Source organism: Bacillus sp. SD127 (assembly GCF_058566445.1).
Window position 1 is genome coordinate 3,265,589 of sequence record NZ_CP191226.1, and the last position, 21,237, is coordinate 3,286,825.

General features: G+C 44.5%; 20 protein-coding genes. 4 read left to right on the forward strand and 16 right to left on the reverse strand.

Annotated features, from left to right (window positions below; genetic code table 11):
- Positions 1 to 28: 28 nt before the first annotated feature.
- Positions 29 to 1,435, reverse strand: coding sequence for a stage V sporulation protein SpoVR (gene spoVR / locus ACQVGS_RS17060; RefSeq protein WP_024120723.1), 1,407 nt, complete (start codon positions 1,433 to 1,435; stop codon positions 29 to 31).
- Positions 1,436 to 1,601: 166 nt separating this feature from the next.
- Between spoVR and ACQVGS_RS17065 the strand changes: the two genes are divergently transcribed.
- From ACQVGS_RS17065 to lytF, 3 genes are all read left to right on the forward strand, one after another.
- Complete coding sequence (locus ACQVGS_RS17065) at positions 1,602 to 3,134, forward strand: mechanosensitive ion channel (RefSeq protein WP_095713742.1); 1,533 nt, start codon at positions 1,602 to 1,604, stop codon at positions 3,132 to 3,134.
- Positions 3,135 to 3,245: 111 nt separating this feature from the next.
- Positions 3,246 to 3,686: a nitric oxide-sensing transcriptional repressor NsrR gene (gene nsrR / locus ACQVGS_RS17070; protein WP_010333538.1), complete on the forward strand. Its 441-nt coding sequence runs from the start codon at positions 3,246 to 3,248 to the stop codon at positions 3,684 to 3,686.
- A gap of 152 nt (positions 3,687 to 3,838) precedes the next feature.
- Positions 3,839 to 5,275: a peptidoglycan endopeptidase LytF gene (gene lytF / locus ACQVGS_RS17075; protein WP_101860902.1), complete on the forward strand. Its 1,437-nt coding sequence runs from the start codon at positions 3,839 to 3,841 to the stop codon at positions 5,273 to 5,275.
- A 42-nt stretch (positions 5,276 to 5,317) separates the two neighbouring features.
- On the opposite strand, the gene ACQVGS_RS17080 is transcribed toward lytF, so the two are convergent.
- Positions 5,318 to 5,641, reverse strand: a complete 324-nt coding sequence (locus ACQVGS_RS17080) for a YqzG/YhdC family protein (RefSeq protein ID WP_024120720.1) — start codon at positions 5,639 to 5,641, stop codon at positions 5,318 to 5,320.
- Positions 5,642 to 5,842: 201 nt separating this feature from the next.
- On the opposite strand from ACQVGS_RS17080, the gene ACQVGS_RS17085 reads away from it, so the two are divergent.
- Positions 5,843 to 6,085: a YhdB family protein gene (locus ACQVGS_RS17085; RefSeq protein ID WP_024120719.1), complete on the forward strand. Its 243-nt coding sequence runs from the start codon at positions 5,843 to 5,845 to the stop codon at positions 6,083 to 6,085.
- A gap of 15 nt (positions 6,086 to 6,100) precedes the next feature.
- Here ACQVGS_RS17085 and ACQVGS_RS17090 read toward each other — a convergent pair whose 3' ends face one another.
- The 14 genes from ACQVGS_RS17090 to ACQVGS_RS17155 all read right to left on the reverse strand — a co-directional run bounded on the left by ACQVGS_RS17090 (position 6,101) and on the right by ACQVGS_RS17155 (position 21,172).
- Positions 6,101 to 6,625 (reverse strand): NADPH-dependent FMN reductase, encoded by a 525-nt coding sequence (locus tag ACQVGS_RS17090; RefSeq protein ID WP_106022491.1) that lies wholly within the window; start codon positions 6,623 to 6,625, stop codon positions 6,101 to 6,103.
- Positions 6,622 to 7,269, reverse strand: coding sequence for a response regulator (locus ACQVGS_RS17095; RefSeq protein ID WP_106022492.1), 648 nt, complete (start codon positions 7,267 to 7,269; stop codon positions 6,622 to 6,624). The genes ACQVGS_RS17090 and ACQVGS_RS17095 overlap by 4 nt, the downstream gene beginning before the upstream one ends.
- Before the next feature lie 17 nt (positions 7,270 to 7,286).
- Positions 7,287 to 8,408: a GAF domain-containing sensor histidine kinase gene (locus ACQVGS_RS17100; protein WP_106022493.1), complete on the reverse strand. Its 1,122-nt coding sequence runs from the start codon at positions 8,406 to 8,408 to the stop codon at positions 7,287 to 7,289.
- A gap of 147 nt (positions 8,409 to 8,555) precedes the next feature.
- Positions 8,556 to 10,301, reverse strand: a complete 1,746-nt coding sequence (locus ACQVGS_RS17105; protein ID WP_106022494.1) for a phospho-sugar mutase — start codon at positions 10,299 to 10,301, stop codon at positions 8,556 to 8,558.
- Between the two features lie 133 nt (positions 10,302 to 10,434).
- On the reverse strand, positions 10,435 to 12,102 hold the full coding sequence (gene glpD, locus ACQVGS_RS17110) for a glycerol-3-phosphate dehydrogenase (RefSeq protein ID WP_127695608.1): 1,668 nt from the start codon (positions 12,100 to 12,102) through the stop codon (positions 10,435 to 10,437).
- A 144-nt stretch (positions 12,103 to 12,246) separates the two neighbouring features.
- Complete coding sequence (glpK, locus tag ACQVGS_RS17115; RefSeq protein WP_024120714.1) at positions 12,247 to 13,737, reverse strand: glycerol kinase GlpK; 1,491 nt, start codon at positions 13,735 to 13,737, stop codon at positions 12,247 to 12,249.
- A gap of 18 nt (positions 13,738 to 13,755) precedes the next feature.
- On the reverse strand, positions 13,756 to 14,580 hold the full coding sequence (gene glpF, locus ACQVGS_RS17120) for a glycerol uptake facilitator protein GlpF (protein WP_095713748.1): 825 nt from the start codon (positions 14,578 to 14,580) through the stop codon (positions 13,756 to 13,758).
- Between the two features lie 170 nt (positions 14,581 to 14,750).
- Positions 14,751 to 15,326, reverse strand: coding sequence for a glycerol uptake operon antiterminator GlpP (gene glpP, locus ACQVGS_RS17125; RefSeq protein WP_029441192.1), 576 nt, complete (start codon positions 15,324 to 15,326; stop codon positions 14,751 to 14,753).
- A gap of 30 nt (positions 15,327 to 15,356) precedes the next feature.
- Positions 15,357 to 16,709: an aspartate aminotransferase family protein gene (locus ACQVGS_RS17130; RefSeq protein ID WP_254518134.1), complete on the reverse strand. Its 1,353-nt coding sequence runs from the start codon at positions 16,707 to 16,709 to the stop codon at positions 15,357 to 15,359.
- Positions 16,710 to 16,846: 137 nt separating this feature from the next.
- Positions 16,847 to 17,761 carry an AEC family transporter gene (locus ACQVGS_RS17135; protein WP_105990477.1) on the reverse strand — a complete coding sequence of 305 codons (915 nt, stop codon included), beginning with the start codon at positions 17,759 to 17,761 and terminating at the stop codon, positions 16,847 to 16,849.
- Positions 17,762 to 17,875: 114 nt separating this feature from the next.
- A complete protein-coding gene (locus tag ACQVGS_RS17140; RefSeq protein WP_024120710.1) occupies positions 17,876 to 19,417 on the reverse strand; it encodes a bifunctional GNAT family N-acetyltransferase/carbon-nitrogen hydrolase family protein in 1,542 nt (513 codons plus the stop codon).
- Between the two features lie 15 nt (positions 19,418 to 19,432).
- Positions 19,433 to 20,095 carry an HAD family hydrolase gene (locus tag ACQVGS_RS17145; protein WP_024120709.1) on the reverse strand — a complete coding sequence of 221 codons (663 nt, stop codon included), beginning with the start codon at positions 20,093 to 20,095 and terminating at the stop codon, positions 19,433 to 19,435.
- 122 nt (positions 20,096 to 20,217) lie between these two features.
- Positions 20,218 to 20,640: a CBS domain-containing protein gene (locus ACQVGS_RS17150; RefSeq protein WP_024120708.1), complete on the reverse strand. Its 423-nt coding sequence runs from the start codon at positions 20,638 to 20,640 to the stop codon at positions 20,218 to 20,220.
- Between the two features lie 136 nt (positions 20,641 to 20,776).
- Positions 20,777 to 21,172, reverse strand: a complete 396-nt coding sequence (locus ACQVGS_RS17155; protein ID WP_101863935.1) for a YhcU family protein — start codon at positions 21,170 to 21,172, stop codon at positions 20,777 to 20,779.
- Between the last annotated feature and the right edge of the window lie 65 nt (positions 21,173 to 21,237).

Sequence of the window (21,237 nt, forward strand, 5' to 3'; positions counted from 1 at the left end):
AGGATGCAGAACACTGCATCCTTTTTTCTTATAAATACCTGCGGTGAACCCCTTTTCCGTCATACGAAAACATCACTTGCTTATCCTCCAGCACAGATTCGATATGCACGCTTCTTCCCCACAGCTGGTATAAATAAGGAAGCACTTTCTCCAAGTATTTCAAATCCAGTTCTATGCCCTCATACCAATGCTTAATTAAGAGCTCGTTATTTTTCAGATAATCGCCTTCGTTTACTGTCAAATACGGAAATCCTCCGTTTACCCGCATGCTCACAAGCTGATCGCGGACAGCCTCCCACTCTTTATCGACGATTTTGTAGTCTCTGCCCTGCTTTTGGAACAGGTAAAGATCCTCGCGCATCACTAAATCTTTTGTTAAATAATTGCGGATGAATGAGATATCTGATTCAATCTCTCTGACCTCAAACATTTTCTCCCGGCCTGAGTTCGGCTTGACGCCCATTTTCTTCATTTCCTCAGTCGGATTGTTATACCGTTCCTCAATATCTTCAAAAATCTTCAGTCCCAAATAATAAGGGTTGATTCCCGTTTTTGACGGCTGGACAACCCCGGCATTCAGCTTGGCGAACTCTATCGCTTCATCAGAGGTTAAATCAAGCTCCCGGATAATTCTTTGATGCCAGTATGAGGCCCATCCTTCATTCATAATTTTCGTTTCCAGCTGAGGCCAGAAATAAAGCATTTCTTCTCTCATCATCGTCAAAATATCACGCTGCCACGGCTCAAGTTCCCTTGAATGCTCTTCAATAAAAAGCAGAATATCTTTCTCGGGCCGCGGCGGGAAAGGTTTTTTTGATTTTTTCAGTTGCTTTCTCGGTTTCTTTCCATCTAAATTCCATAGATCATCGTACGGCGTAGCCATTTCCTCAAATTCTTCTTCCTCATCATCCACACTCCACTGGAGCTTCGGACGCACCAAAGAAGGATCGATATGCTCCTGGATTGAAAGGATCGCGTCTAAAAAGGCCTCCACTTCCTTTATTCCGTGAATCCGTTCATAATACTTAATCCGCTCCGCCGTTGCCGCCATGCTTTCCACCATGTCACGCTTCGTGTTTTGGAAGCGGCAGTTGTTTTTGAAAAAGTCACAGTGGGCGAGTACATGGGCGACAATCAATTTATTTTGAATCAGTGAATTGCTGTCCAGCAAAAAGGCGTAGCATGGGTCTGAGTTAATGACAAGCTCATAAATTTTGCTTAATCCAAGGTCATAATGCAGTTTCATTTTGTGAAACTGTTTCCCGAAGCTCCAGTGGCTGAATCTTGTCGGCATCCCGTACGCGCCGAATGTATAAATAATTTCAGCCGGGCAGATTTCATATCTCATCGGATAGAAATCAAGGCCGAATCCTTTTGCAACTTCGGTAATTTCCTCAATTGCCCGCTGTAATCCCTTTTTCTCCTCCGCGTTCAACCGAATCCCCCCTACTTGGACTTATCTATAATGTATGAGCCCGCCTGATAAAAGATGATAAGTCACATTTCCGCCTGAAAAAAACTTGCCCTGCACATTGGCCTGTTTGCCAAATGTGTCAGTGGGTAAAAACAGACCATATTACGAAAAAAAGGAGCGATACCAATTGAATGCAGCAGACATGTTTTCTTCTTATCTCAGTAAATTGCCAAACCTCATCATTGCTTTGCTTGTCTTATTAATCGGATGGGCTATCGCCAAAATCATTGAAAAAGCGGTGTACAAAGGGCTCAGAAAAACAAAAATCGACGACAAGATCTTTGCTGAGAAAAAGCCGTCACGCTATTCATCGGAAAAAATCGTAAGCAAGGTCGTTTATTTTATCGCTTTGATTATCGTCTTTATTTTATTCTTTAACATTTTGCACCTGACAACAGTGGCTTCGCCTTTTGTCAGCATGCTTTCTGCTATTGCAGCAGCTGTTCCGAGCGTGCTGAAGGCCGGATTGATTCTGCTGTTAGGCTGGGCGGCAGCTTCTGTGTTAAGCTTTCTTGTCAAAAAAATCGGGATGAAGCTGAACACGAGCGAAAAACTGCGCAAATGGAACTTGGTATCTGAAGGGAAAGATATTCACCAGGCAGTTAACGCAGCTTCACAAATTGTCTTTTACCTCGTGCTGCTCATATTCTTGCCGGGAGTCTTATCTTCACTGAATATCAGCGGAATTTCAGGCCCGTTTACAAATATGATGGAAAGCGTACTCGCTTTTCTGCCGAAATTATTCGCTGCGGCGCTGATCGTTTTAATCGGCTGGCTCATCGCCCGCCTGGTCCGTGACATCATCACAAATTTCCTAGCAAGCATCGGTACAGAAAGATTCGCTGCTCGTATGGGGTTATCCATTTACTTAAAGGATACAAGCCTTTCAGCTGTCATCGGGACCATTGCTTATGTGCTGATTTTAATTCCGGTTGTCATTTCAGCGCTTGATCGTCTTGATGTCGCCGGCATTTCTCAGCCAGCCGTCTCTATGCTCAATACCATCTTAAACATGCTTCCGAATATCATTATCGCCATCGTACTGATTTTAGCCGGTATATGGGCCGGAAAATGGGTAAACACAATGGTGTCCGGACTGCTCCGCCGTGCAGGCTTTGATTCTTTATTAGGAAAAATGGGCGTAGAACCTGGCGCATCCGCAAAGCTGTCACTCTCCCAAGTTGTCGGTATGATTGCGCAAATCATTGTGATCCTGCTGTTTACAGCCGAGGCGCTGCAAATTGTTCAGCTGCATTTACTCGTTGAGATCGCAGGAGGCATCATCGCGTATCTGCCGAATGTCCTTGTCGCAGTATTTATCCTTGGAATCGGCCTTTACGCCGGAGAATTGGTGCGCAAGGTACTGGCCAGCATGATCAAAGGTCAGGAGTTCAAATCTTTAGCTGCGATTGCAAAGTATACAATCATCGCACTGGCTTTCTTTATGGCACTAGATCAGCTCGGAGTCGCTGACACAATTGTCAATTCCGCATTTATCATCGTGCTTGGCGGATTCGCACTTGCATTCGGTTTATCATTCGGTCTTGGCGGAAAGGATTTTGCTTCACGTTATCTTTCTAAATTCGAACGCAAAATTCAAAACACCGAGGTTGATACGAAAAACCGTTCAAAACAAAATCCTTCCAATGACATGAATTAAAAAAAAGCGTGTGCCCAGCAGGGTGCACGCTTTTTTAGGGAAATTCCTTTTTTTTCATTTTATAATAGATTATGATAAGATATAGAAAATGTCTTATTCCGAGGTCTTAATATGAAGTTAACAAATTATACAGATTATTCATTACGAGTTTTGATTTTTCTTGCTGCAGAACGTCCCGGAGAACTTTCAAATATAAAACAGATCGCCGAAACGTATTCTATTTCAAAAAATCATCTCATGAAAGTCATATACAGGCTCGGTCAGCTCGGATATGTAGAAACGATACGCGGACGTGGAGGCGGCATACGTTTAGGCATGGATCCTGAAGACATTAATATTGGAGAGGTCGTCAGAAAAACAGAAGACGATTTTAATATTGTTGAATGTTTTGATGCGAATAGAAATCTCTGCATTATTTCTCCAGTGTGCGGCTTAAAACACGTGCTTAATGAAGCGCTTATGGCCTATCTTGCCGTTTTAAACAAATATACGCTGCGAGACCTTGTCAAAAACAAAGAGGAAATTATGCAGCTTTTGAAAATGAAGGAATAGTTGATGATTCCTTCTTTTTTTATGCCCTTTTTCCTGCTTTCTGTTAAGATAATATGACTGATTTTTAAAAAAGGCAAAACGATGAGTTGAATCTGCCGATATAAAAAAGAAACAGCATATTCAAAATCATTGGGGGAAAAAGGAGAGCTCAGATGAAAAAGAAATTAGCAGCAGGGCTGACAGCATCCGCGATTGTCAGCACAACACTAGCGATTACACCCGCTGAAGCAGCAACGATTAAAGTCAAAAGCGGAGATTCCTTATGGAAGCTGGCGCAAAACTACAACACAAGTGTAGCGGCCATCACATCCGCCAACCATCTTTCGACTACCGTCCTGTCAATCGGCCAGACGCTTACCATCCCAGGCAGCAATTCCGGCACTTCATCATCTTCTTCAGGCTCAACAGCAAAGAAGAGCGGAAATTCTGTTTACACAGTGAAAAGCGGCGATTCACTATGGCTGATTGCCAATGAGTTTAAGATGTCGGTACAGGAACTGAAAAAGTTAAACGGATTGAGCAGCGACATGATTCGTGCAGGGCAAAAATTAAAAGTATCCGGAAAGGTTTCTTCAAATTCCAGTTCCGGCACTTCAAGCAGCTCTAAATCGAGCTCAAGCTCATCAGCTTCGACTGGCACTTACAAAGTGCAGCTAGGTGATTCGCTTTGGAAAATCGCGAACAAAGTCAATATGTCCATCGCTGAATTGAAGGTATTGAACAATTTAAAATCAGATACCATTTATGTGAATCAAGTATTAAAAACAAAATCAGCGGGTTCTAATTCGTCATCCAAAGACAATTCATCCAAATCAAATCAATCAACATCAGCAACAACGAAGTACACCGTAAAAAGCGGAGACTCACTTTGGAAGATCGCAAACAAATATAACCTGACTGTACAGCAAATCCGAAACAGCAACAATCTGAAATCAGACGTTCTGTACGTCGGACAAGTGCTGAAGCTGACCGGCAAATCAACTTCCGGCACATCAACAACACCGTCTTCGTCAAATTCAAGCTCCGGCACAACGACGACTACATATACGGTGAAGAGCGGGGATTCCTTATGGGTGATTGCTCAAAAATTCAATGTGACAGCCCAGCAGATCCGGGAGAAAAACAACTTGAAAAACGATGTCTTACAAATCGGCCAGAAGCTCACGATTACAGGCAAAGCTTCATCTTCAAATTCAAGTTCCGGATCTTCAGGCAGCACGATCTCAACAAGCGCGAAGATTAACAAAATGATCGCGGCCGCTAAGGAGCAGCTTGGCGTTCCATATCGCTGGGGAGGAACGACACCGGCCGGATTTGACTGCAGCGGATTCATTTACTATGCGCTAAACAAAGTGACATCTGTGTCCAGATTAACGGCGGCCGGCTACTGGAACACCATGAAATCTGTCAGCCAGCCTGCAGTCGGAGACTTTGTCTTCTTTTCGACATACAAAGCCGGCCCTTCTCATGTCGGGATTTACCTCGGAAACGGGGAATTCATTAATGCCAACGACTCAGGGGTTGTCATTTCAAATATGAACAACTCATACTGGAAACAGCGCTACCTCGGAGCAAAGCGTTATTTCTAAAAACAAAACTGTATGGCCTTTGTCGGCTGTACAGTTTTGTTATTAAAGACGAAACACATTGATGCTGATCATATGTTTTGTCACAGGGTGAAAATATACTTCCGCACGCACGGAAAATGTTTCATCATTCTGTTTGACGGTCACCCGAAAGACATCCTTTGTCTGCTGGTCATTCACCTCGGTCCGCCCCATATAGGCGTAATCGGAAAAAGAAGCCCCTTTATATTCATCTTGAATTTTACTCCAAGCGAGCTGTTCCCACTTTTGAACAGACTCGTTCATGTTTTCTGAATGCCCTTTTGCAGCCATCGATAAGATGATGAAACCGCAAAACAGAAGCGCAATGGCATACGGCAGAGATTTCATGTTTTCAGTCTCCTGTACCCAGATTATTTTCATCTTAGGTTTTCCAAAACCGCTTGCTTCATTCAGACATTTTCATTTTATGTCTCCCTCATATTGCTACCCCAGTTCTGACGCAGACGCCAAGTTTTGCCCCGTCAATAACAGCTGATGCGGCATAAACTAATCCTGAACTTCTCACACAGGAAAGGAGAAGCGATTGATATGGATTATGCTGATTACGACAAAGCATTGTATTACACCCATCGTTCCCAATGGGATAATTTATTAATTTTAATGGTGCGGACAGAGGATGATTTGTTATCAAAACGAATTGAGCATTTTTTGCATGCATACCATTTTGAACAGGATTATGCTGTATTAGAAAAGGTGCTGTATTCTCTTCTCCGCTATATTGACCATGCCACTGAGCTGACATATGAGGATCAATTAGCGCTTCTCACATAAAAAAACCCCCGGTGTTTAGACGCCGGGGGTTCCTGCATTTGCGAACATGTGCAATTCTTCCATCAGCTCTTTTATGCTGGCCGCCATGTGTTCCGTTACTGTTGCGTTTTCCACATCAATCGTTACCGGATCAAGCACAAGCTGCCTCGGAATGACATTGGCATATAAGCCCCGCATCACGGTTCTCATATTGTTCAGCGCATTGATTCCGCCTTTTCCGCCGCCTGCTGCTGCCAAAAGAGCTACTGGCTTATATTTAAATTGTTCGCTGCTTAAAAAATCCAGTGCATTTTTTAAAGCGCCGCTCATGCCGCTGTGATATTCAGGAGATAGTAATACAATCGCATCCGCTTTGCTGACGCGCTGCTTCAGCTCTTGTACCCGCATAAGCTCGGCCTGTTCGGCTTCACCGTTAAATAACGGCAATATAAATTCGCTCAAATCAATCAAATCCGTTTGATACACAGATGAAATATAGGCTGCCGCAATTCTTGTCCTGCCATGTGTTCTCGGCGAGCCGCTAATCACTAATATGTTCACTTTGTGGTCTCTCCATTCAGGTTGTATTTCACTGCAAAAAGCGCTGCTTGTGTGCGGTCCGTCAGCTCAAGCTTTGCTAAAAGATTAGACACATGGGTTTTTACTGTTTTTTCTGAAATAAACAACGATGCTGCGATTTCTTTATTGCTTTTTCCGCAAGCAATTTCGTTTAGCACATCTCTTTCCCGCCGGGTTAATTGATAAAATTTTTCTTTTTCCGGTTCATTCTGTTTTTTCATATGTGTCAGGACATGGGGCATAATAGCTGAAGACAGCATATATTCGCCTGAATCAACCTGTCTCAGTGTTTTCACCAATTCCTCCGGCTCCGTATCCTTTAGCTGATACGCCTTCGCTCCTGCCTGAAGCGCAGGGATTACATGCTCCTGATCAGAGTAGCTCGTCAGCACGACGATATGGACACCGGGAAATTGCTGTACTGCTTTTTTTGTTGCTGCTATTCCATCCATATCCGGCATCGACAGATCCATCAGAACGAGATCAGGCTTTGTTTCTTCGATGACACGGAGGGCCTCACTTCCGGTTGCCGCTTCTCCGACAACTTCAATGTCGTCCTTGGTGGCAAAGAAAAAACGAAGCCCCTTCCGGACAACATGGTGATCATCCGCTATTACAATTCTCATCTCACTGTCCTTCCTTTCTAATTGGTAAGCGGAAGTCTGACAGACAGCTTCGTGCCAGCTCCAAGCTCTGACTCAATGAAAAATTCCGCGCCGGCTTTTTCTGCCCGCTCTTTCATTCCTTTGATGCCAAGTGAAGGCAGTCCGTCGTGCGCTTCATAACGAAACCCTGCCCCATGATCGATAATATCCAGTTCTGCATAGGACGAAGAAGCAGTAATTCTGACATACGCTGTATCAGTCCCGGCATGCTTTTTGCAATTATTGAGGGCTTCCTGCACGACACGCCACAGCATATGCTCCTCTTCATCACGAAGGGCCGGACATCCTTTTTGTGTAAAGACGACATTCAATCCGATCAGAGTGCCGTAGCTTTTAATGGCTTCAGCCAGCCCTTTTTCCAATCCTCCGGGGCGAAGCTGCCAGATTAAGGACTTCATTTCAGCCAGCGCGTCCTGCGTTAACGTTTGAATAAAATCAATCATTTGCTGCAGGGTCTCTTCTTGTGTTAATGTCTTTGCCGCTTTTGCTGTTAAACTGACGGAAAACAGCATCTGGTTGACTGAATCATGCAGCTCCTGAGCGAGACGGTTCCGCTCCATTAAAAGAGCGTTTTTTTGTTTGTATTCAGCAAGCCTCATCCGCTGTATCGCCGTTCCGATCTGAAAAGCAACCGCCTCCAGCAAATGAAGCTCCTCCTCATCAAAAAGTGTCTTTCCGGCCGCCGCCACATTTAATAAACCAAACCGTCTGTCTCCATCTTCTAAGGGAACGGTTGCATGATGCGTAATCCCTTCTGTGTCAAAACAATGCAGCTCTTCAGCTGATTCTATGCGTTTACAGTTCATAATATTGGCTGCTTTTCTAAGTCCGCCGTTATTGAATTTCGTCAGGCAATAGCACTCCCCTTCACACATCAGCACTTTTTCCCTGCGGCTTAAAGCAGGCGGCAGGTATGCGTCTGCTGCTAACGTATAGGAACCGTCCTCTTCAATGAGAAAGATCCATCCAGACTGAAGATTCGTTAAGCTCAGCAATTCTTTTAAAACTTCATTCAGCGTTGCTTTGACATCGTGTCCTTGATTCAAAGTCTCGGCAATGGTTTTCAGTGTTCTTAATTTTTCCACCCTCGGTTTGGTCACGTCTCTCACTCCGGCTATGGTTATTATCTAAGATTATACCAGTTTTTTGAATATTGTTACTTCACATGAAGGATGATTTTCTTTCAGACTTTTGGATGAGAAATAGAAAAAAGCTGGATCACATTGCGTGATCCAGCTTTTTTAGAATTACTTTGCTGTTGCTTCGACAATTTCGTCAACTGTCTTCATGACATCGTCAGAAAGTGCGGCAAGACGCTGTTCACTGTCTTGTAGGGATGTTCCTTTTACGGCGAAATAAAATTTGACCTTCGGCTCAGTACCAGAAGGACGGAGGCAGAACCAAGATCCGTCTTCCAAGAAGTATTTCAATACATTTGATTTTGGCAGGTCGATGGCTTCTTCTTTATTTTCCGTCAAAACCATCCGTTTGCTTACAGCGTAATCCTCAGCAGTGACAACCTGTTTACCGGCCATTGTTTGCGGCGGATTTTGCCTGAAGGAAGCAAGAATCGCTTCAATCTGCTCCGCTCCCTGTTTTCCTTTCAGCGTCAGTGATTTCAGCCCTTCACGGTAAAAACCATATTCTTTGAAGATATTCATTAACGCTTCGTACAATGACGTTCCTTGTTTCTTATAGAACGCGCAAACTTCAACTGCCAAAAGTGCGGCCTGAATGGCATCCTTGTCGCGGGCGAAATCTCCGATTAAATAACCATAGCTTTCTTCATATCCGAATTGGAAAGTGTACTGGCCTGAGGCTTCGTATTCTTTAATCTTTTCACCGATAAACTTAAAGCCCGTCAGTGTATCAATCGTATCGAGTCCGAATGAAGATGCGACATCGCGGCCGATTTCACTTGTTACGATTGTTTTGAGAACGACGCCATTCTCAGGCAGGGTTCCTTGTTTTTTCTTTTCAGAAAGCAAATAATGAAGCAGCAACGCGCCGGTTTGGTTTCCTGTCAGCACTGTATATTTGCCTTCATCATTTTTCACCGCAATGCCAAGGCGGTCCGCATCTGGATCTGTTGCAATAAGAATATCTGCATTTTGCTCTTCGCCGAGCTTAATAGCGTATTCAAATGCAGCATGCTCTTCCGGGTTCGGAGATGTTACAGTTGAAAAGTCCGGATCTGGCCGTTCCTGTTCCTTCACGACCGTGACATTTTGATAGCCAAGGGCTTCGAGCCCGCGTCTGACCGGTTTGTTTGCGGTTCCATGCAGCGGAGTGAAAACCACTTTCACATCCACTTCTCCGGATAACTCAGGATGAACGGAAATAGATGTCAGTTTTTCAGTATAGACCTTATCAATCTCTTCACCGATGATCTTTATTAAGCCTTTTTCTTTTAACGCTTCTTCATCATCGACCGTGATTGTCAGTTCATTTTCGATGGCGTTTACCTGCTCAATGACGATGTCTGCTTCCCGCGGAGGCAGCTGGCCGCCGTCATCACCGTACACTTTGTACCCATTATATTCAGGCGGGTTATGGCTAGCCGTCACGACAATTCCTCCGTAAGCGTTCAGTTGTCTGACAGCGAATGACAGCTCCGGCGTCGGGCGAAGCTCATCAAATACGTACGTTTGGATGCCTTGTGTAGCAAGCGTTTTTGCAGCTTCCATCGCAAACTCCGGTGATTTATGGCGGGAATCATACGCAATGACAACGCCCCGTTTTTTCGCTTCCTCACCCTGCTGCAAGATGTATGCCGCAAATCCCGCTGATGCCTTGCGCACCGTGTAAATATTCATCCGATTCGTACCGGCGCCAATTTCTCCGCGCATACCCCCAGTTCCGAATTCAAGGTTTTTATAGAAGCAGTCTTCAAGAGCCTGATCATTCCCCTCTAATTCAGTGAGGAGCTTTTTTAATTCAGGATCTAAATTTTCTGTCTGTTTCCAGCGTTCATAGCTCTTTCTCCAAGTCATAATTCGTCCTCCTATGTATCAGCCATATGCCATTATTTTAATATGAAGAGAGCGTCTCTGTCACTTGATATCTTGAGATCTGACGCTTTCTGGCTCATAAAAGAAATAACGGGCTGCAGACAGCCCGTTATTTTTATTGTTCGACCGGTACAACCGCATCGTGTAATAGCTTGTTAAGGTTTTCTGTATGTTTGTTTTGCGTCTGCTTATCCCACTGGAATCGCTCGCTCATAAAATCAATAACGGCGTCTTTATATGTTTTTACCCAATTGATATCAAAAAATAAACGTCCCGTTCTGCGGACAAAGAAGTCAGCAGGCGTTGCAGTCAATTCTTCTTCGATGCTGTATTCTGCCTCGGCAAGGATATGAACCGGGATATTTCGCTTCGCAGCCTCGTCTTTCAGTGCCTCGACCCGATTAAAGACACGCTCTACGTTGGAGCCGTATCTGATAGCCAGCTGTTTCGCATCTTTTTCTGATAAGCCGGCCGCAATGCCTTCTTTCGTTTTCGCCGTCACGAAGGATGCAAGGTTTTTAGAACCGCCGACGTGCCCGCCTGAAATCGGCATGTTTTTCGTTTTGCATGGGCCGAAATCCTTTTCGCCTTCCTCTTTTAATCGATCACGAACAAGATCGACAATGTGCTCCGCCATTTTTCTGTACCCGGTCAGCTTACCGCCGGCAATAGTGATCAAGCCTGAATCTGACGTCCAAATTTCATCTTTGCGTGAAATCTCGGAAGGGTCCTTTCCTTCTTCATGAATGAGCGGACGCAGGCCAGCCCAGCTTGATTCGATATCATCAGCTTTAATATTCAGTTCCGGGAACATGTAATTGATTGAATTGATGACGTAATCGCGATCCTCAGTTGTCATGCGCGGATGCTCCAGGGCCTCTTTGTAAACGGTATCGGTTGTGCCCACGTATGTTTTGCCTTCACGAGGAATAGCAAACACCATGCGGCCGTCCGGTGTATCGAAATATACCGCTTGTTTCAAAGGAAAGACAGATTGGTCAAATACAAGGTGAATACCTTTTGTATGCTGAAGGTGCTTTCCGTTTTTAGAATGGTCTTTTTCTCTGAGCTGGTCTACCCAAGGGCCTGTCGCATTGACGATTTTTTTCGCGTATACTTTATATTCTTTTTTCGTCAAAACGTCTTCAATTAATACACCGACTGCTTTGCCTTTTTCATAAAGGAGTTCTTTTACTTTGGAATAATTCACAGGCTCTGCCCCGAATTTGACTGCTTCCTTCATGACTTCGATTGTCAGTCTCGCATCGTCAGTGCGGTATTCAACATAGTAGCCGCCGCCTTTTAAGCCGTCTTTTTTCACCAAAGGCTCTTTTTGCAGCGTTTCTTTTGCTGAAAGCATGCTTCTGCGTTCTGATTTTTTTACGCCGGCTAAGAAGTCATAAACTCTTAAACCGATAGAGGTTGTGAATGAACCGAATGTGCCGCCTTTATGAAACGGAAGCAGCATCCATTCCGGTGTGGTAACGTGCGGGCCGTTTTCATAGACAATCGCCCGCTCTTTCCCTACCTCAGCGACCATTTTCACTTCAAATTGTTTTAAATAGCGCAATCCGCCATGAACCAATTTTGTTGATCTGCTTGATGTTCCAGCCGCGAAATCCTGCATTTCGCTGAGTGCGACCTTCATGCCCCTTGATGCCGCGTCAAGAGCTGTACCAGCTCCTGTAATTCCTCCTCCGATAATAAATAGATCATATGTTTTTTTCGTCATGTCTGTCAGCATGCGATCCCGCTCAAGACTTGAAAATTGATTTTTCATTATTACGTTTCCTCCTTGTTGTCACGGTAAGTAAATAGAAAAAGAGACCACAACAGCCAAAGTGCATGTTCACACTTTGGTGCTGTGGTCTCTCCTCATCTCAGGACCGTTCTTATTAACTTGTAACCATTATAACATACTCTTATTTTATTTAAAAGCCATAGCTGCTTTAACGGCTTTTTGCCAGCCTGTATACAGCTCATTTCGTTTTTCTTCTTCCAATTTAGGTTCAAAACGCTTATCCAGATTCCACTGGTTAATAATTTCAGAACGATCCTTCCAGAACCCCACAGCGATACCTGCCAAATATGCCGCGCCAAGCGCAGTTGTTTCATTGATTTCCGGTCGTTCCACAGGCACATCCAAAATATCCCCTTGAAACTGCATCAAAAAGTTATTTTTAACAGCGCCGCCATCCACACGAAGCGTTTTCAATGAAATGTTAGAATCCGCTTCCATTGCATCAAGCACATCTTTCGTCTGATAAGCCAATGACTCCAGCGTGGCACGGATAAAATGTTCTTTTGTTGTGCCTCTTGTCAGGCCGAAAACTGAACCGCGCACATCGCTGTCCCAGTAAGGCGTTCCCAAGCCGACAAAGGCCGGAACGACATATACGCCGTCAGTTGAATCAACTTTCTCCGCGTATGATTCGCTAAGCGAAGAGTCCTGGAACATTCTCATTCCGTCTCTGAGCCATTGGATGGCTGAGCCTGCGACAAAAATACTTCCTTCTAAAGCATATTCAACTTTACCGTCAATGCCCCAGGCGATTGTTGTCAGCAGCCCGTGTTCCGACTTAATTGCTTTTTCCCCTGTATTCATCAGCATGAAACATCCTGTGCCGTATGTGTTTTTCCCCATGCCTGCTTCAAAGCACGCCTGGCCGAACAGCGCGGACTGCTGGTCGCCTGCCGCTCCAGCAATCGGAATATTTTTTCCGAAGAAGTGATAATCAACTGTCTCCGCATACACATGAGAGGACGGTTTCACTTCAGGGAGCATTGATTTCGGAACGCCTAAAATCTCAAGCAGCTCATCGTCCCATTTCAAATCGTAAATATTAAACATCAGCGTTCTTGAGGCATTGGAATAATCCGTCACGTGGGCTTTTCCGCCTGACATTTTCCAAATGAGCCATGTATCAATCGTTCCAAACAGCAGCTCGCCTTTTTCCGCTTTTTCTCTTGCGCCTTCCACATTGTCTAAAATCCATTTCACCTTCGTGCCAGAAAAATATGGATCTATCAAAAGGCCTGTTTTCTCTCTGAATGTATCATTATATCCTTTTTCACGAAGCTCCTCGCAGATTCCAGACGTCTGTCGGGACTGCCAAACGATCGCATTATACACAGGCTTTCCTGTATCCTTATCCCAAACAACCGCTGTTTCCCTTTGGTTGGTAATGCCGATTCCGGCAATTTGAGAAGCGCTGATTCCCGATTCAGAAATGACTGATGCGATAACAGCAAGGACAGATCCCCAAATTTCATTTGCATTATGCTCAACCCATCCTGGATGCGGGAAGTATTGTGTAAATTCCTTTTGAGCGGAGTGAACGATTTTGCCTTCTTTATTAAACAGAATCGCTCTTGAACTTGTTGTCCCTTGATCTAAGGATAAAATGTAAGTTTCCATAAGATGTCTCCCCTTTGCTTAAATATATTTTGAATTTGATAGTGTTTTAGCTGCATGTTTTTTCGTATAGCCATAGAGTCCTAACAATACCACAACCAATACAACGCTTACAATCCAGAAACTGCTTGTAATCTGCCCCTGAAACGCGGCGCTGTAAAATACACCGCCGAATGATCCGCCCAAAATCGGGCCGGCAACAGGAACCCATGCGTACTTCCAGTTTGATGAGCCTTTCCCCGGAATCGGCAGAAGTGCGTGGGCAATCCGCGGACCTAAGTCGCGGGCGGGATTAATTGCATATCCCGTGGTTCCTCCAAGAGAAATACCGATAGCAACGATGAGAAAACCGACGATTAAAGGGTTAAGTCCCTCTGTAAACTCATTTGCCCCAATCGCCAAAATTCCAAGCACAAGGACAAATGTCCCAATAACCTCACTTAAAACGTTTGCAAACGTATGCGGAATGCTGGGTCCGGTTGAAAAAACACCCAGCTTGGCAGCCGGATCATCGGTAGACTTCCAATGCGGCAGGTAATGAAGGTAAACAATCACCGCACCGATCATTGCTCCGATCATTTGCGCCGCAATGTAAACCGGAACCTCTTTCCACGGAAAATCACCAACAAAAGCAAATGCTATCGTTAACGCGGGATTGAGATGGGCGCCGCTGATGCCGCCGACCGCATAAGCGGCCATTGCCACACCTAATCCCCATCCAAATACAACAACAATCCAGCCAGATTGATATGAAAGCGATTTCTTCAAATTGACTCCTGCACAAACACCTGCGCCAAAAATAACAAGCAGCATCGTACCGATTAGTTCTCCCCAAAATGCTGTCATAGATAATTCCTCCTAAGGTTGCGATTAAGAAGTATGATAGAGAATAAAAAAACCACAACAAACCGCTTTACGGATGTATAACTTTTACCGTAAAGAGCTGCTGTGGGTCTCCGGATTCTCCATCACATTGTATTAACCTAGTTCAATTGTATCAGTGGATGAAAGCGGTGTCAATCACTTTCTGTCAAAAAGTTTTCATATTTTTTCCATAATTTGGTGTTAGATGTGGTGACAGCAACGGCACCAGCTTTCAGTGCCTGTTCTACATCTTGTTCTGTGCGGATGAAACCTCCCGCAAAGATAGGGATACCTGTTTTCTCTTTAATTTCCTGAATAAGTGACGGCACGATGCCCGGCAGCACTTCAATGAAGTCAGGCTTATGCTTGCCGACAAACTCCATGCTTTTTTCCATTGCGCTTGTATCAAGCAGAAACAAACGCTGGATCGCATAGATTTTCTTCTGCTTCGCTTTTGCAATCACGTTTGATCTTGTTGAGATAATCCCCGCTGGCTTGATATCCTGGCAGATAAATTCCGCTCCGTATTCATCATGTTTGATCCCTTGGATTAAATCGACATGCACCATCATCTTCTTCCCGTGCTTTTGCGCCTCTCTGATCACGCCCTTTAATTGTCCGAGATGAATATCAAGTATCACGCCGTACGAAAACGAGCTGTTTAAAAACTCATCAAATTGCTTCATATTACGAATAGCCGGTAAAATAGGCTGGTTGTGAAAACTCATAGTGTGCTCCTTTAACAAATCACTTTTGTATCAAATCGTCAGTATGCTTTCCTTCACCGTTTTTACGATAAATGCAAGGTCTTCTTCTGTCAGACAAAATGGCGGGGCGAGCTGAATGACATTGTTATATCCGGCGACTGTATCGCCGTTTTTGCCGATGATCAGCCCTTTCTCTTTGCATGCCGCAACCACTTGGTTCACTTGGTCAGCGCCAGCCGGCTCTTTAGTCAGCTTATCTTTGACAAGTTCGATTCCGACCAGCAGCCCTTTTCCCCTTACATCTCCTACTGCAGAGTGTTCTCTCAACGACTGAAGCTCACCTAAAAGCTTTGCTCCGAGATCGCGGGATCGCTGAATCAGCTGTTCATCCTCCATAATTTGCAGGTTTTTCAAAGCCAATGCGCAGGCTGCCGGGCTGCCGCCGAATGTGTTGACGTGGCGGAAACGGTCATAAGGAGCTTCTCCTTGGTATGCTTCAAAAATCTCCCGTTTAACTGCGGTCGCTGACAATGGCAGATACGCGCTTGTAATCCCTTTCGCCATTGTAATGATATCGGGCTTCACGCCGTAGTGCATAAATCCGAACGGCTCGCCAGTCCGCCCAAATCCGCAGATGACTTCGTCACAAATCAGCAGGGCGCCGTGGCGGCGGCAGATTTCCTCCACTTTCTTCATATATCCGTCCGGCGGCATTAAAATGCCTCCGCCAGTAATAATGGGCTCCATAATGACACCGGCAATCGTTTCGCTTAATTCCCATGTCATGATGCGGTCAATTTCATTTGCGCTCTCTAGCGTATCGGCGTCTTCAGGATTTCGGTAGACATCAGGCGGGGCGGCGTGCAAGAATCCTTGGCTTAACGGTTCATATTTATATTTCCGCTGTGCCTGGCCGGTTGCAGAGAGTGCTCCCAACGTATTGCCGTGATAGGCTCTATATCTAGAGATGAATTTATAACGGCTGTGGTCGCCGTTTTCCAGATGGTACTGGCGAGCGATCTTAAAAGCGGTTTCATTTGCTTCCGATCCGCTGTTGGAAAAGAAAATCACATAATCGCCGCCAAGCCACTCATTCAGCTTCTCCGCCAAGTGAATCGCAGGTGCGTGACTTTGCGTTAACGGGTAATACGGCAGTTCCTTTAATTGTTCATAAGCAGCCTCCGCAAGCTCTTTTCTGCCGTAACCAACATTAACGCACCACAAACCGGACATCGCATCAAGATAGCGGCGTCCGTCTATATCAGTCACCCAGGCTCCTTCCGCCTTTTGGGCAATCAGGCTGTCCGCTTGATGCGCTCCCTTCATAGCATGCCACACGAATTGCTCATCCTTTTGCTTTAATCCCTGATTTTGCTGAATGTTTTCCATCCCCATCATCTCCATTTCATTAGCGTTCAATAAATAAATTGAAACAGACCTTCTCTTATGTGATGTCTAGGTGATGATTTCCCTGACTTCAATATAAAGCCAGACGACAAAGGAGTCAATAAACCGCCGGGTAATTAAAACATCCTCTTTCATCAAGAAGAAAGAGGATGCAGCATCCAAAGCAGGACCGGCAAAGTGACTATGCTCAGCATTGTGCTGATAAAAGTGGCACTGGAAACGACTTCGGGCCTTGTATTAAACTGAACGGCCATTAAGGTCGTATTGGCAGCGGTCGGCATGGCCGCTACGAGAATCATAATTTGCTTCGTCATGTCATCCACAGGCAAAATCAATGTGAAGGCCAGCGCAATTAACGGTGATACCATCAGCTTCAGCAGCAGAGAATAAGAAATTTTTCTGTATTCAATATTCCTGAAAGAGATCAGCGCAAGCTGCATGCCAAGAATAATCATGATCGTCGGAATCGTCGCATTTCCGACCAGTTCAATGCCTGTCATTAACTCTTTAGGGATTGAAATATGCATAAGCTGAAGTATTGCGCCTAAAAGTGCTCCGTACGCCACAGGCATACGGATAACCCGAGTCATCACCGTTTTACATCCGCCTTCCTCCGAACCGCCCTTTGCAGCGTAATACATGCCGATAGTACTCATAATTAACTGTTGCAGCACCATTAACACAACAGCCGTATCCAGCCCCGCCGTCCCAAACACAAGCAGTACGACAGGCGTGCCATAATTGCCGTTATTCATAAAGGCTGATGAGAGAATCATGGCACAGCGATCTTGGTTCGGATACCTATGAAAAAAGGATAAAAAGGAGACCAACAGCACAAGAACCAGGCATAGACCCAGCACAAAAATAGACAGATACACATAGTCCATCGTCAGCTCGTTTGAATAAAACGTATCAAAAGCCAAAAAAGGAGACATTAAATATAAGGACATTTTGGACAGTGTCTGAATATCAAAACCGAGTGTTTTCTGTCCGATATAACCAATTGCGAAGATTCCGAAAACAGGAACTAAAACAAGCAGAAACTCCATAGGGCACCTTCTTTTCCGATGTACACACATTTATTTCTATTTTAAAGAAAGCACGGAAGCGTTTCAATTCCGTTTTTTTTAAAAAAAGCCCGCCAATTCAGGCGGGCTTTCGCATTATTTTTTATAGTGAATATGATAAATATCGCGGCGTCTGTCTTTGAGCTGACGCACTGTTCCGTTTTGGCGCTGTCTTCTGAGAATTTCTAAGTCAACATCGCCAATGACGACCATTTCAATATTCGGGTTGGTTTCCCCAACGATGCCGTCTCTTGCGAATTCAAAATCAGAAGGGGCAAAGATGCCGGACTGAGCATATTGGATATCCATATTTTCCGTTTGCGGCAGGTTTCCAACCGTTCCGGAAATGACGGTATAAATTTGATTTTCGACTGCTCTTGCCTGTGAACAGTATCTGACACGCAAGTAGCCTTGGCGGTCTTCCGTACAAAATGGCGTAAAAATAATTTTTGCGCCTTTATCGGCCGCAATACGGGCAAGCTCAGGAAACTCAATGTCATAGCAAATTTGGATCGCAATTTTCCCGCAGTCCGTATCAAACACACGTACCTGGTCGCCCGCGCTGATTCCCCACCATTTCCGTTCATTCGGCGTAATATGCAGTTTATATTGCTTCTCAATCGTTCCATCGCGTCTGAACAGGTAGGCGATATTATAAATTTTCCCTTCCTCTTCTACGAAATGAGATCCGCCGATAATGTTGACATTATACTTAACAGCCAAGTCTGTAAACAGACTGATGTAATCCTCAGTATACTCGGTAATTCTCTGTACCGCCAAGCTTGGTGAACGTTCCTCAAGGAAGGACATCAGCTGGGTTGTGAAAATTTCCGGGAACACTGCAAAATCAGACCTCGCGTCAGATGCGACATCGACATAGTACTCTACTTGATTCGCAAATTCCTCAAAGGAATAGATTTTTTTCATTTCGTATTGAATGACACAAATTCTCACAGGGAAGGCCGATTTATAATAACGCTTTGTCTGCTGCGGCAGATAATCGACATTATTCCATTCCATCAGCGTCGCATATTTGATTGAAGCTGTATCATCCGGGAGATAATCCGGGTTAATCCGCATCAGGGTAAAGCCGTTCATCAGCTGAAAAGAAAGGACAGGATCGTAAATTTGATGGCGTGTTACCTGTTCAACATACTCTCTCGCAGTCATTTCATCAGCATATTTATGATAGTTCGGTATCCGTCCGCCTATGATGATGCTTTTCAGATTTAAACGTCTTGCCAAATCCTTTCTTGCCTCATACAAACGATGGCCGATTTTCATCCGTCTGTAATCAGGATGCACCATGACCTCGATCCCGTACATGTTTAAGCCATCCGGATTGTGATTGGTGATGTATCCGTCATCTGTAATGTCCTGCCACGTATGGCGGTCATCATATTCATCAAAATTAATCAGGAGGCTTGAGCACGAACCGATAATTTCACCTTCGAATTCTGCACAAAACTGCCCTTCCGGAAAATGCTCCAGATGGCTGATTAAATGCTCTCGCTTCCACGGCTCCATGCCTGGAAAGCAGTCCTTTTGAAGGTCGATAATGTTGTCAATATCTTTCTCTTCGATATTACGGATGACCATTTTCTTTTCAAAACGGGTCAAATCTAATTTCTCAGACAATCTACTCGCTCCTTTCTAGTTTTGTGCGTTCAGATGATCAAGCAATAGGGCGAGCTCCATCTCCGCCATTGATTCGAGCCTGTGATCATATTCTTCAAACATCAAGGTGCCTGTTACTTGATTTGGAACGATTACACACTTCATGCCCGCTCGCTTGGCAGCAATCGAACCATTGACGGAATCCTCAAATGCGAGACATTCCGACGGCGATACTCCAAGATTCTTTGCCGCTAACAAATACAGCTCGGGATTGGGTTTGACCTCTTCTACATCATCAGCTGTCTGAATCACTTCGAATTCGTCAAACAGGCCAAGTTGCTTTAAATGGCCGGATACCCATTTATAATCTGAGCTGGAAGCCAGTCCTACTTTTAAACCTAAATCCTTTGCCGCATTCAGATACGCTTCAACACCAGGTCTCGCTTTTTCTGTTTCCATGCGTTTTGCAAACCGGTCTCTTCTCAGTTTTGTCAGCTCTTCATGGTTCAGCTTTTTGCCTATCTGCTCTTCTAAGTATTCAAATGGCCGAAATCCCGCCGCTGTTCCGATAACCTTGCCCCAAACGGATAACGGCAGAACTGAGCCATGTTCCTCAAAAATTTCCTGAAGGACTTCATATTCATGTGTTTCTGTATCAAGAATAAGCCCATCAAAATCAAAAATTAACGCTTTTATCACTGCGTACAACTCCTTTGGCCCGAATTGAGACATATGTATACACTATACCCCGAAACGTCTCTGCTTTCAAAAAGTAAGGGTTTATGTGAAGAAAGAGCCTGCACATTGCAAGCTCTTTCTTATTAATGCAAGTTTTGATGAGAAATGTTTGTCAGCGCTTCTCCAGCAGACTCGTTCGACATCTGATTGACAGCCAGGTCTCCAAGCGCAACGATCCCGACTAGATTGTTTTGATCTACAATAGGAAGGCGGCGGATTTGGTGCTGGGCCATCAGATGCGACGCGTCTTCCAGACTCATATTAGGATTTCCTGATACGAGGTCTGTTGACATCACTTCTGAAACGGGTGTCTGGCCATCTCGGCCTTGAGCTGTGGTTCTCAATGCAATGTCACGGTCAGTCAGCATTCCTTTTAAAACACCTTGCTCTACCACGGGAACCGCCCCGACGTTATGCTGTTTCATCAGAGAAGCCGCTTCCTGAATCGTTTGATTCGGAGAAACGGTTGCTACCTGCGTTGTCATTGAATGTTTAACTGAACTCATTGGTCAGCACCCCTTTCAATCATTAGTATGTTCAGACACCGGATGATTAAAAAGGGAGTTGCAGGAAAGGTTTTGTGGTATGATTTCTCTGATGCCAAAAGAGCTTTTCTCGAAACGGAAAAGCTCTTGCCGCAGATTATATCAGCCTTCTGTGACCCGAAAAGGCATTGTTTGTTTTCGGTTGAAAATCATATAAAGCAAACGGAAAATATACTCCGCAATCATTCAGCATCTTGCTGTTTTTATCAAAAATGGCTTGATCACTCAAGTCATCGTGCGGTGAAGGCTTTGTCAGAATAATATGTATCATTTGCAGACAAGCCATAATTTGAAAAGCTTCTTTTAATGTTCCTTGGTAATATTGGTTATTTAAAGACAGAACACCTTTCTTTTTAAAGCGCTGAATGTCCAGTTCGGAGAAATAAAGAGGAAATACATGATGGAAAAGCTCCATTGACAGTTCCTTGATAAAGCTTTCCTGTTCTTCAGTTGCTGCGTTCACGATTCTCACGTCTATCACCTTTCTTGCCATCGAATATCCAAAGTCTTTCTCAAGAATATCACAGAAAAAAACGCGAAAGCTAAGGTAAGTGTTTC